Annotated in this window: 10 protein-coding genes; 1 reads left to right on the top strand and 9 read right to left on the bottom strand. The window is 57.1% G+C overall.

Going from position 1 to position 11815, the window contains the following annotated elements; genetic code table 11:
* Window positions 1–250: 250 nt before the first annotated feature.
* Window positions 251–1267 carry a ferrochelatase gene (hemH, locus tag C2I18_RS18830; RefSeq protein WP_249897280.1) on the top strand — a complete coding sequence of 339 codons (1017 nt, stop codon included), beginning with the start codon at window positions 251–253 and terminating at the stop codon, window positions 1265–1267.
* 85 nt (window positions 1268–1352) lie between these two features.
* Here hemH and C2I18_RS18825 read toward each other — a convergent pair whose 3' ends face one another.
* The 9 genes from C2I18_RS18825 to pucD all read right to left on the bottom strand — a co-directional run bounded on the left by C2I18_RS18825 (window position 1353) and on the right by pucD (window position 11795).
* Window positions 1353–1805: an IDEAL domain-containing protein gene (locus C2I18_RS18825; RefSeq protein WP_249897279.1), complete on the bottom strand. Its 453-nt coding sequence runs from the start codon at window positions 1803–1805 to the stop codon at window positions 1353–1355.
* A gap of 268 nt (window positions 1806–2073) precedes the next feature.
* A complete protein-coding gene (locus C2I18_RS18820; RefSeq protein ID WP_481857817.1) occupies window positions 2074–3879 on the bottom strand; it encodes an adenine deaminase in 1806 nt (601 codons plus the stop codon).
* 154 nt (window positions 3880–4033) lie between these two features.
* Window positions 4034–5266, bottom strand: coding sequence for a pyridoxal-phosphate-dependent aminotransferase family protein (locus tag C2I18_RS18815; protein ID WP_249897277.1), 1233 nt, complete (start codon window positions 5264–5266; stop codon window positions 4034–4036).
* Window positions 5267–5289: 23 nt separating this feature from the next.
* Window positions 5290–6540 carry a M20 family metallo-hydrolase gene (locus C2I18_RS18810; protein WP_249897276.1) on the bottom strand — a complete coding sequence of 417 codons (1251 nt, stop codon included), beginning with the start codon at window positions 6538–6540 and terminating at the stop codon, window positions 5290–5292.
* Window positions 6537–7931: an allantoinase gene (locus C2I18_RS18805; protein WP_249897275.1), complete on the bottom strand. Its 1395-nt coding sequence runs from the start codon at window positions 7929–7931 to the stop codon at window positions 6537–6539. The genes C2I18_RS18810 and C2I18_RS18805 overlap by 4 nt, the downstream gene beginning before the upstream one ends.
* A gap of 88 nt (window positions 7932–8019) precedes the next feature.
* On the bottom strand, window positions 8020–8406 hold the full coding sequence (uraH, locus tag C2I18_RS18800; protein ID WP_249897274.1) for a hydroxyisourate hydrolase: 387 nt from the start codon (window positions 8404–8406) through the stop codon (window positions 8020–8022).
* Window positions 8403–8936: a 2-oxo-4-hydroxy-4-carboxy-5-ureidoimidazoline decarboxylase gene (gene uraD / locus C2I18_RS18795; protein ID WP_249897273.1), complete on the bottom strand. Its 534-nt coding sequence runs from the start codon at window positions 8934–8936 to the stop codon at window positions 8403–8405. The genes uraH and uraD overlap by 4 nt, the downstream gene beginning before the upstream one ends.
* Window positions 8933–9472 (bottom strand): (2Fe-2S)-binding protein, encoded by a 540-nt coding sequence (locus tag C2I18_RS18790; protein WP_249897272.1) that lies wholly within the window; start codon window positions 9470–9472, stop codon window positions 8933–8935. The genes uraD and C2I18_RS18790 overlap by 4 nt, the downstream gene beginning before the upstream one ends.
* On the bottom strand, window positions 9462–11795 hold the full coding sequence (gene pucD / locus C2I18_RS18785; RefSeq protein WP_249897271.1) for a xanthine dehydrogenase subunit D: 2334 nt from the start codon (window positions 11793–11795) through the stop codon (window positions 9462–9464). The genes C2I18_RS18790 and pucD overlap by 11 nt, the downstream gene beginning before the upstream one ends.
* Window positions 11796–11815: the final 20 nt, after the last annotated feature.

Here is an 11815-nt window from a genome sequence, read left to right as displayed (position 1 = left end):
AAAACTGCCCGGCGGCAATTTCTGGATTGATGGTATCAAACTGAAGCTTGTCTTCTCTGTATACAAAATCACACACCGTATTAAAAAAATCACTATTACCAAATAACGCTAAAAACACATTTATTTTTCCTTTCAAATCCTCCCGTATACTGCCTGTTAAGACAAAAGTGTGATGTCACACACTGCGTTTTCTGCGGATCATATGATATTTTAGAGCGATGTCATGTTATGTAAAGGAGCTTTCCTTACGATGAGTCAGCCCCCTATCGGAGTTATTCTTGCACAAATCGGAACACCTGAAGCTCCCAGTCCCAAGGCAGTACGTCCTTATCTCAAAAAATTCCTCTCAGACCGCCGGATCATCGATTACCCGCCACTGCTGTGGCAGCCGCTGCTGAGAGGAATTATTCTGCGTGTGCGCCCCGGCCGTTCGGCCAGGCTCTACTCCGAAATATGGCTGAAGGAAGGTTCTCCGCTGCTGGTTCATTCCCTTGCCCAGCGTAAAAGTCTGCAGCAGCAGCTCGGCAGCCGTTTTCAGGTAGAGCTTGGCCTGGCCTACAGTGAACCGGGTATGGAACAGGCGGTGGCCAGGCTGGAAGCCTCGGGAGCCAGCAGAATCATCATTCTTCCGCTGTTTCCGCAATACTCTTCGACTACAACCGCTTCTGTCTATGATGCTGCAAGCTTTGCCGCGCTTGGACGGCGCAGTGCTAACGGACCGGTATCCAAACGGCATGTTCCTGCACTGCGTTTTATAGATGCCTACTATAACGAACCGGGGTATATCGCCGCCATGAAGCAGCATCTGCTGGATCAGCTGGCGCTTACCGGTTCAAGTCCGGATTACTTCCTACTGACCTTTCACGGAATCCCCAGCAGATATGCTGCGACCGGCGACCCCTATCCCGGACAGTGCAAGGAGACGGCACGCCTGCTCGCGGAAGCCATGAACTGGGAATCAGGAAGCTGGCAGACTTCCTTCCAGTCCCGCTTTGGCCGTGAGGAATGGCTTGGCCCTTCCACGGCTGAAGTGCTGCAGGAGCTCAGCGGACGCGGGATCTGCAGGCCGGCAATTTTTTCACCGGGACTTGTAACAGACTGCCTGGAGACACTGCATGAGCTGGCCGTGGAGGGCCGGGAGCAATTCGCAGCCGGCGGAGGGCAGCCGGAGCAATTCACCGCTATCCCCTGCTTAAACGACGGTGAACAATGGATAGAGTTCCTCGCACAGACCGTGTGCAAACATGCGGCAGGCTGGGTTAACTAAACCAAAAAAGCCGCCTGCACACAGATTATTCTGCGGACAGAGCGGCTTATTACATTCCTACGGTTGCTGTTACTGTATCTGAAATTTACGCGGTCAATTGTTTGTATTTGGAGGTCAGTTCCTCGAACCATTGCTTGTCCTGCAGGGCCAATGCAAAATCAATCAGCTCTTCAATTTCTTCAGGCGCAAGGTCCGGGGAATCATTGAAGCTGACTTCAGCGGTTGCCGTAGCGGCTCCGTTAGCTCCTTCTGCAAAATCATAAGAGAAGCACAGCTTAATGTCGCTCTCCAAAAATTCATTGCGCAGGAAGTAGAGCACCTCGCACATCAGGACCGGTCTGACATGATTGTCAAAGACACAATCCATTACCTTTGCCCAGTACTGCTTGTTGCTGAGATGCAGCTTGTCATTTGTCAGGAGATACTGCTCACCCTGAAAATCGTTAACAAATCTCAGCTCGACCGGCTCCATTTTAAAAATAGCGGCAATTTGTTTTTTGGTGATATTCACGATGTCCTTCGTGTCTAATCTGATCATCACTTACACCCCGTTCCTCATATTTGGTCTTCCGTTTACTTGTCAGCTAATTGTCGGCTTGCCAGTGGAATGAACTAATTTAAAATTATTATCGACTATTATGAGTCATTTGTTAACGTTTTTCATTAAAATTTTATTAGATTTTGATTCAAAATGTGATGAATTGGTTAAATATATCTCTTTTACACAACAAAAACAGGATGCACTCAACCAAATCGTTGAGATACACCCTGTTATAGGAATAATTGTCTATTCAAACAACCTTAATCTAGCAAAACAGCGGAACAAGCTGAATCCCCTCTTCCGGAGAAATCCGCACCAGCCCTTTATCGGAAATCCGCAGCGTCGGGATCACCGCGAGCGCGAGCAGGGACAGCGTCATAAATGCGTAATTCAGCGTGCAGCCTGCATCATACAGCGCCTTGCTGATGGCAGCAGACTGGGCGGCAGCTATTTCAAAAGGCTCAGCAGACATCAGGCCGGCAATCGCAAGCGGGAACAGCACCCTGCTGTCAGCGGTGATTACGGCGACTCCGCCTTGCGCCTCGGCTACTGCAGTGGCCGCTTTGGCCATAAGCTCGTCGTCGTTGCCGATGATCAGCACATTGTGGCTGTCATGGGCAACAGTCATCGCTATGGCAGCCGGCTCATGAAAGCCGATCCCTTCAACCACACCTACCGATTTATTGCCCGTTCCCTTATGGCGTTCCAATACGGCAATTTTGCAGAGGCCGTTCCCGACCTGCAGCCTGCCGTCAGCCACAGGAAGCTGCAGAATCAGCTCCGCCGTCTCCACATGGTTCTCGATCACCTTAATCACCCGGGTAGAAAGGCTGCCTGACTGGACCGGAGCATGGATTACAAAGTCTTCCGCAACCGGCATCTGCGGCAAGTGTACAGAAGCGAGCACTTCATCGGGATATTTATAAGCCGGAAGCTCTGCGGTCATGATCCCGTTCTCGGCTACCACCACACCTGCGGCAATGGTCATCACCACATTTACATCTGCCAGATTTCCGTCCAGCAAAATGATATCGGCACACGAGCCGGGAATAATGGCACCGATATCACGGGCAACCCCGAAGCGCTCGGCGGTGTTGATCGTCGCCATCTGGAAGGCCGTAACCGGCTTCACGCCCTGGGAGATCGCATGGCGGACCACAAAGTCCATATGCCCTTCATCGCGCAGCGATTCCGAGCTGCGGTCATCGGTCACCAGCATCATCCGCCGCGTATCCAGCCCGTGCTCTGTATGCGCCGTGATGGTCTTGGCGACATCATGCCAGGCGGAGCCGCGGCGCATTTTGGCATACATGCCCAGACGGACGCGTTCAATGACATCCTCGGCGGTTACACATTCGTGGTCCCCGGTAACGCCTGCGGCCGCATAGACGGGAAGCCTCCAGTCACTGGCCGGCCAGGTGAAATGACCATCTACATGTCTGCCTGCACGCAGTGTGGCCTGGATTTCTCCAAGCATTTTGTCGTCGCCGTAGACCACTCCGGGAAAGTTCATCACTTCTCCAAGAGCAATAACGTCTTCTCCCCACGTATAAGCCTCTGCGACTTCCTCAGGACCGATGGAAGCGCCGGTTGTCTCGAACTCCGGCCCTGCCGACGGAACACAGGAAGCCACCTGCATATAAGCAGCTAGTGGCGTGCCGCGCATCTCATCCAGCATCAGCCGGATGCCCTTCAGCCCGAATACATTGGCGATTTCATGCGCATCGAAGAAGCCGCCGGTTGTTCCCAGCGGCAGCACCGCACGGGCAAATTCAGTCACAGTGAGCTGTGTGCTCTCAATATGGCAGTGCCCGTCAAGCAATCCCGGAGCGATGTATCTGCCTGCCGCATCAACAATTTGTGTGCTCTCGCCAATGGTATGGGAGACATCTTTGCCGACATAGGCGATACGCCCGCCCTGCACGGCGACTGACATCCCCTCCAGAATTTCGCCCGAAATAACGTTGACCAGCTTTCCCCCTGTGATCACAAGCGATGCCGGCCGATCCCCCCGTGCGGTAGCAACAAGCTCGGGCACACAATCCGCCAATGGTTTTCTTTTAAAAGTCATGACTTCCACTCCCCCTCCGAGATCCTGCTTCTGGATTCAAGAAAAACGGCCTCACCGCCCTTACAGGACGATAGCCGTTTCGCAGGTAATGCAATGCCGTCCGGCTGCTCCGGACAACTTATCAGCAGATGTACCGGCTGACGTATTCCACCGATTATCTTACTTTTGCCTCATATACGTCAAGTGCCGCCTGTACGCCAAGCCCGCAGGGAAGATCATAACCATGCCGCAAAAGCACAGCCTCCAGTGCACCGAGCAGGCGTAGCACATTATTCCCGCGGCAGCTGAATCCCATTGTGCCGATGCGCCAGATCTGTCCCTTGAGCGGCCCAAAGGAGCTGGCGATTTCAATCCCGAAGCGGCCGAGCAGCATGCTCTGCACCGATTCCCCGTCCACTCCTTCAGGGATGATCACACAAGTGACTACAGTCAATTTGCAATCCGGATCTCCATACAGCTGCAGCCCCATTGCTGCCAGTCCCGCTACCAGCGCCTGCTCATGGAGAATATGTCTGGCATGGCGGGCCTCAAGCCCCTCCTCCAGCACCAGCCGCAGCCCTTCCCGCAGCGCATACAGCATGGAGGTCATCTCGGTATGGTGATTGAGCCGCTGCGGACCCCAGTAGTCCTGCAGCATGCCAAGATCGAGATAGTTGCTGCGCACAACAGGCAGTTCACTCCTCCGGACATCTGCCGCCCGCAATCCGCGTTCGATCTGCTTGCGTTTCAGCAGCTTCGCTTCGGCGCGATCATTATACGTGACCGGTGCCATACCGGAGGGGACGGACAGGCATTTTTGGGTACCGCCGACCACGGCATCCAGCATCCAGGCATCCGTCTCGACCGGCACACCGCCGATCGTTGCCACGGCATCGACAATCAGCAGGGCGTCATGCCTGCGGCAGGCCTGCCCGATCTCTGCAAGCGGCTGAACACGTCCGGTCGAGGTTTCACCGTGTACGACAGCCACTACATCAGGTTTGAATTTTTCGATAGCAGATATTACTTCCTGCGGAGCGAAAACACTGCCCCAGGAAGTCTCGACCGTGAACACCTCTGCTCCGCAGCGTTCGGCAATCTCATGCAGCAGGTGGCCGAAACGGCCAAATACCGGAATCAGCACCCGGTCCCCCGGAGCAATCAGGCTGACCATAACCGCTTCAATTCCGGAGCGGGAGGTGCCGTTGACGGGGTAAGCCCACTTGTTCCGTGTATTGAACAGCTGGCGCAGCATCTCCATTGTTTCATTCATAATATCGGTGAATTCAGGATCGAACTGGCCCAGCACCGGAAACGACATCGCCCGCAGCACTCGCGGATCGACCTCCACCGGTCCCGGGGTCATAATACACCGCAAGGACGGCGCCAAATCTTCGTACCGCTTCATGATGATCTCTCCCTCAGGCTTGTTCAGCTCTCTTTATAGGCCATTTCATATAACATAGCTATTAACACTTCCAGCCCGGCCGCCAGCTCTTCCGGAGAGCTGAACTCCTCCGGGGAATGGCTGATTCCGGCCCGGCTGGGCACAAATATCATCGCAGTCGGGCAGCGGGGCACGAACAGCTGGGCATCATGGCCCGCACCGCTGATCATCGTGCGGTAACTCCGGCCTTGCTTCCGGCAGATGTGCTCCAGCGTCCTGCACATTTCCAGATCCATCGGTGCGGGAGCAGTCGATAACGAAGTCGCCATTTCAAGTGCCAGTCCGCGCTTATCAGCGATACTTTTAAATGCCCTGCATACTCCGGCGCAAAAGCTGTCCAGCGTTTCCGCCTCACTGTGGCGGATATCCAGCGTAAAGCGGACTTCGCCCGGAATGACATTCGGCGTTCCGGGGAAGGTCTCCAGCCTGCCCGATGTAGCTACAAGCGGATCTCCTGCAAGGACAGCCGAGCGCTCCAGTTCAACCAGCATTTCTGCGGCACCGGCAAGCGCGTCCCGGCGCAGCGGCATCGGCGTTGTCCCGGCATGATTGGCAGTGCCGCCGACCTTCACGGTCATGCGTCTCTGACCCGCTATAGCCTGCACAACCCCGATCTGCTGTCCGGACTGCTCCAGGACAATCCCCTGTTCAATATGCAGCTCCACATAACCTCCGATGTCCTCCCGGAGAGCAGTGCTTACATCAGGCCCGCCGCCCAGCCCGCATGCCGCCATTGCCGTTTGTATGGTTACTCCATCGGTATCGGCACAAGCCTGCGCCTCACTGCCGTCATAGAGACCGGTAACATGGCCCGAGCCCCAGAAGGTCAGCGGGAAACGGCTGCCCTCTTCCTCGCAGAAGGATACAGCCGCAAGGCTCCGCAGGGGCTGGCCGTAACGCTCACGCAGAACCTTCAGTGCCGTCACGGCAGCCGCCACTCCGTAAGCCCCGTCATATTTGCCGCCGCTGCGCACCGTATCGATATGCGAACCGGTCAGAATCACTTTGCCTTCCGGGTCAGAACCGCTAAGCCTTCCAAAAACGTTGCCCACCCGGTCTGTTGTGACTTCCAGCCCCGCTTCCGCCATCCTTTGGCGGAGGAAATGCTGCGCGGAGCACCACTCCGGCGTATACAGCAGCCGGGTAATTCCCGGTCCGGGAGCGCTGAATGCCGACAGCGCCTCCAGTAGTTCCATCATCCCGGGTGCCGGCGCTTCTGCACTCCGCGCATTCATAAGACCGGCTGCCCTTCGGAACTGCGCAGCCATTCCCCGCCGCCTGCGGCAATCACACCGGCTTCGGCGGTGTACACAACCGTGCCGCGGCAGATTGTTGCAGTGACCTTACAGGATAAGTTCATACCTGTATAAGGGCTGTGCTGATGACGGTAGAACAAATCTTCTGCCGCAAGCGTGTAGGAAGCCTGGGGATCAAGCAGCACCAGATCGGCATCCAGCCCCTGCCTGATGGAGCCCTTGCGCTGCTCCAGCCCGAAACGGCGTGCAGGCCGCTCCGACAGCAGCGCCGAAATCTGTGTAACCGGCAATCCGCGCACCTGTACACCTTCATGGAACATCAGCTCCAGACTGCTCTGGGCTCCGGAAATTCCGCCCCAGGCTTCAAAAAACGTCAGGCCCGTCGCAGTCTTCAGCTCCGTGGGACAAGGGGAATGATCGGACGCAATAAGGTCAATTTTGCCTTCAGCCAGGACCTTCCACAGCTTCTCCCGTTCTTCGCTGCTGCGCAGCGGAGGTGCGCATTTGGCCACCGGCCCGAGTGCCTCCATGTCCTTCTCCTCCAGCACCAGATAATGCGGACACGTCTCTGCAGTCACATCCAGACCGCGCAGCCTCGCTGCGTGAATCATCTCGATTGCCGCCGCAGTACTGATATGGACAAAATGCAGCCGGCAGCCGGTCCGCTCACTGTACAGCAGCGCCCGGGCTACAGCTTCCAATTCGGCCTCGGGCGGCCGGCTGGCGGCGAAGTCGTGCGCCCCGGTCTTCCCGCTGCGCACAGCATCAGCGGCGAGCGCTGATGTCATTTCCTCACTCTCCGCATGCAGGGCCAGAATCCCGCCCAGGGCGGCGATTCTCTTCATGCCCTGATACAGCGTGTCATCGTCCACTTCCCGGAACCGGCCTTCCCCTTCGCCTCCGGGGTTGGAGATAAAAGCCTTGAAGCCGGTAACTCCGGCGGCTGCCAGCTCCTCCAGATCCTCCAGATTGCCGGGAACAAGCCCGCCCCACAGCACATAATCAACCGCAGAATTTCCGGCAGCGGCCTCCGCCTTGAGCTGCAGCGCAGCCTTGTTGACGGTAGGCGGATTGCCGTTCAGCGGCATATCGGCGTAGCAGGTGCAGCCGCCTGCCGCAAGTGCAGCCGAACCGCTGCGGAACCCTTCCCAGTGGCCCAGTGCAGGTTCATTAAAGTGTACATGCATATCGACCATGCCGGGAAGCACATATTGACCTTGTGCATCAATGACCCTGGTATCCCCGCTGACAGATAGATCTTCACCCAGGGCGGCAATCTTCCCGCCCTTTATCCCGATATCCAGCTTAAGCACTTCACCGGGCAGCACTACATCGCCATTCCTGATCACAAGCTCATAGGACTCTTTCATGAAGCCCTCACCTCCGGTCATCTCATCCCAGCAAATCAAATCCCGTCATTCTTATCTGTTATCCTGTCTCATCCGGCCCGGCCGTCCATCAGCTTCCCCGGTACGTACTGTATCCCCCAGGCGCAACCAGCAGCGGAACATGATAGTGGACTGAAGAATCAGCTATGTTGAACCGGACCGGTATTTCTTCGAGAAAAAAGCTGTCGTGGCCGCCTGCCGTTTCTCCGTTTCCGCTATACCCTGAACTGCCCTTACGGAAATATTGCCCGGCCATAAATAGCAGCTCATAGCAGCCTGGATCAAGCTCCGTACCTTCCAGCAGCGGGGCATCCAGCCGTCCGTCGCTGTTCGTTAAGGCCTCCCGCAGCAGCTGCCTGCCGCCTGAATCCTCGAGCCTCCACAGCTGGAGCGCAATTCCGGCAGCGGGTGTGCCCTGCGACAGATCCAGCACATGAGTGGTCACCCGGCCGCTCATACAGAAGCCTCCCGCGGTCCGGTAACCAGATCGTTCAGCCGGAAGAAGGTGATTTTGCCGATTTCAGCAAGCGCCTGCTCCCATTCCTCTTGATGCGGACGCTGAACCCGTTCCGTGATCGCCGCGATAATGTCATCCTTGTTTTTGCCGCGTACAGCCAGAATGAACGGAAACCGGAATTTCTCCGTGTACGCTGCATTCAAATCCGTCAACTGCCGGAATTCCTCGGGGGTCAGCCGGTCCAGGCCCGCTCCCTGCTGCTCTGCCGCCGACAGCGGAGTTACTTTAAGCCTTGTCGCCAGATCAGGGTGGGCTCTCAGCAGCCCGGCAATCTGCTCCTCTCCAGCCTCTCTGGCGGTTTCAAGCATCGCCCCGTGAAGCTGTTCCACAGAATGAAAGGGAATCTGCCCGTAGGCTCCCTCGGCAACCCAGGGGGAGTGTTCAAAGATACCGCCCAGTGCAGCAACAAACTCCGTCTTATTCATCCGGTTAATCTCATCCAGCGTTAAAAGCTCTTTCTGCCCTGTCATCCCTGCACCCCGCCTTCTATTGCTTTGTTCACTGCCCGCAGAATCCCGCCGTAGCCGGTACAGCGGCAGATATTGCCTGATAGAGCTTCTTCTATATCCTCCTGAGAGGGCCGCGGATTCTCATCCAGCAGTCCGACAACCGAAATCACCATTCCCGGTGTACAGTAACCGCACTGAAACCCGCCTTCTTCCAGAAAAGCCTGCTGCACCGGATGCAGTCCTGCTTCACTCAGGCCTTCTATTGTTGTAATCTGCGCATCGCTGCATTGGTACGCCATCGTCAGACAGGAATTGACCGGCTTGCCGTCAATCAGCACCATGCAGGCGCCGCAGCGGCCGATCTCGCAGGAACGCTTCGTTCCGGTCAGCTCCAGGTCCTCCCGCAAGATGTTCAGCAGGCGGCGTGCCGGTGCAACTTCGGCCGATACCGGACGGCCGTTAACCGTGCAGTTCAGCCGGAACGCAGTCCCGGTATCAACCGCTGCTGCTGTTTCCGTTAATGTATCGTTCATGCCAGGCTCATAGTTATCTGACATAGGTCTTCACCGCCTTTTGCGGAATAAAAGGTGTATCCTGCAGCCATTCGGGTTCAATCGGCAGCCGGTTGACCCGCTTTCGTACCGCCTGGAATACGGCGGATGCGACGGCAGGGGCCAGATTAACCGATCCGACCTCCCCGATGCCGCGGGGGCCGAACGTATCATGATCCGGCAAATCTTCGATAGCCTGCACCTGGATGCTGCCGTTCATATCAGCAATCGTAGGTACCAGATAGGTATCCATATTCTTCGTAACATAACTGCCGCCTGCCATTACTGCATCTTCAGATAGCGTAAAACCGACAGCCATGCTGCTGCCGCCCTCGATCTGTCCCAGATACCCTTGAGGATTGGCGACAGGTCCGGCTGCTACCGCATGATACTGGTCGGTTACCCGGACCCGCCCGGTCAGCAGATTGATTTCCACTTTGACGGCAATCGCAGAGTAGGTATACAGGAAGTGCGCCCCGACTCTCTCCAGCGAAGTGGTCGGATAATTAAAGACGGTCTCGCAGACCATCGGCTCAGCCATTCCTTGTGCCAGCTCCTTATAGGACAGCAGCATCCCACCCTCTTCCGGCCAGATGCCCCCGGGTCCAAGCTTTAGCCCCTCCGCCGGTATGCCTGAAGCTGCAGCTGCAGCCTCCAGCAGCTGCGCCGTGAACCCGGGATGCAGCCGCCGGAGCGCCATCCACATCATGCTCGTGGAACGTGAGGCCGTACTCGATCCGCTGTCAGGCACCACATCCGTATCGCCGATAATTATCCGCAGATCAGAAGCGGCAAACCCGAACTGCTCAATCAGCATCTGCTCCAGCGTGGCGATCAGGCCCTGCCCGAATTCTTCGTAGCCGAAAACAGCTTCGATCCTGCCGTCCAGCGCCAGCACCAGCCGCCCGCCGGCCGGATCGGGTATTCCGTACCCGAGGCCTGCGCCATGCATAGCCATGGCCGCACCGGTGCCGGTGACGATCCAGGGTTCAGCCGGCTTTGCGGCAGGAACACCGCAAGCCTCTGCCCCAGCAGTCTCTTCTCCCGCATCAGCCCTAAGGCCTGCGGCTTCCTTCATCAGCGGCGAGGCAGCCAGCGCTTCCCACACCTGCATGGCACCGTGGGTCTGGGCAATTTCCTGCCCCAGCGGCCCCGGATCGCCGTAACGCCGCATATTGCGGCGGCGCAGCTCCCAGGGATCCAGCTGCAGCTGCTCTGCCAGCCGGTCAACCTGGCCCTCCAGGGCAAAAATCGCCTGATTGCCGCCAAACCCGCGGAATTCACCGGATACGCCGTTGTTGGTATACACAGCAAACCCCTCGACCTCCACATGCCCGATCTGATAGGGCCCCACTACATGCTCTGTGGCAAAATTCAGTACCTCTGCGCCCAGTGTCGCATATGCTCCGGTATCGGAAATGATCCGAACCTTGTGGGCGGTAATAATTCCTTCACTGTTGCAGCCGGTCTTCATGGAGATCTTCATCGGATGCCGCTTCAGGCCGGCGCGGACAGATTCGGCACGTGAATTGTGCAGCCGTACCGGACGCCGGGTCCGCAGTGCCAGCAGTGCTCCGTACGGCTGGACATTCAGCTCATCCTTGCCGCCGAAGGAGCCGCCAATGGGACTGGAGATGACCCGGATATCAGCCTCGGGAATGGCCAGAATACGCGACAGCTGCTTGCGGTCCATCAGACCGTGCTGGGTTGCCGAGTATACGGTGAGCCGCCCGTTAGATTCCGGGATAAAGAGCCCTCCTTCGGTCTCCATATACGTATGCATTTGACGCGGTGTCCAGTAGGTCTCCTCCACGACATATGCACAGCCCGCAAAAGCCGCTTCCGGATCGCCCTTGCGGTATTCCGTGCGATGCAGCACATTGCCTTCTTCATGCAGCAGGATGGCTTCGGGCTGCATGGCCTCTTCTGCATCCTCCAGCAGCGGCAGCAGCTCATAATCAACTTCGATCAGCGATAAGGCATATTCGGCGATCTCATCGCTGTCTGCCGCAACCGCAGCAATGGCATCACCGGTGTAGCGGACACGGTCGCTGCAAAAGACCGGCTGATGCGGCAGGGCAATGCCGAAGCCGTTCAGGCCGGGAACATCCTCATGCGTAATAACCGCATGCACCCCGGGGACCTCCTGCGCTTTTCCCGTGCGGATGGACAGGATGCGGGCATGGGCCTGATGACTGCGCAGCACGCGTCCGGTCAGCATCCCCTCAGCGCTCATGTCGGTTAGATACTGCAGCTTGCCGGATACTTTCCCCTGACCGTCCGGCCTTGTGCGCCAGCGGCTCCCGCTGGATTCCTTGTTCAGCAGCATTGTCCTCCACCCCCGTCAAC

Origin of the sequence: Paenibacillus sp. PK3_47 (assembly GCF_023520895.1) — a bacterium.
Taxonomy (GTDB): Bacteria; Bacillota; Bacilli; order Paenibacillales; family Paenibacillaceae; genus Paenibacillus_AQ.
Note: the sequence above shows the minus strand (reverse complement) of the source record. Positions and strands in the feature narration are given on the sequence as shown.

Coding starts and splice junctions, on each gene's coding strand:
- hemH (WP_249897280.1), top strand. CDS start 251: ATGAGTCAGCCCCCTATCGGAGTTATTCTTGCACAAATCGGAACACCT.
- C2I18_RS18825 (WP_249897279.1), bottom strand. CDS start 1,805: ATGATCAGATTAGACACGAAGGACATCGTGAATATCACCAAAAAACAA.
- C2I18_RS18820 (WP_481857817.1), bottom strand. CDS start 3,879: ATGACTTTTAAAAGAAAACCATTGGCGGATTGTGTGCCCGAGCTTGTT.
- C2I18_RS18815 (WP_249897277.1), bottom strand. CDS start 5,266: ATGAAGCGGTACGAAGATTTGGCGCCGTCCTTGCGGTGTATTATGACC.
- C2I18_RS18810 (WP_249897276.1), bottom strand. CDS start 6,540: ATGAATGCGCGGAGTGCAGAAGCGCCGGCACCCGGGATGATGGAACTA.
- C2I18_RS18805 (WP_249897275.1), bottom strand. CDS start 7,931: ATGAAAGAGTCCTATGAGCTTGTGATCAGGAATGGCGATGTAGTGCTG.
- uraH (WP_249897274.1), bottom strand. CDS start 8,406: ATGAGCGGCCGGGTGACCACTCATGTGCTGGATCTGTCGCAGGGCACA.
- uraD (WP_249897273.1), bottom strand. CDS start 8,936: ATGACAGGGCAGAAAGAGCTTTTAACGCTGGATGAGATTAACCGGATG.
- C2I18_RS18790 (WP_249897272.1), bottom strand. CDS start 9,472: ATGTCAGATAACTATGAGCCTGGCATGAACGATACATTAACGGAAACA.
- pucD (WP_249897271.1), bottom strand. CDS start 11,795: ATGCTGCTGAACAAGGAATCCAGCGGGAGCCGCTGGCGCACAAGGCCG.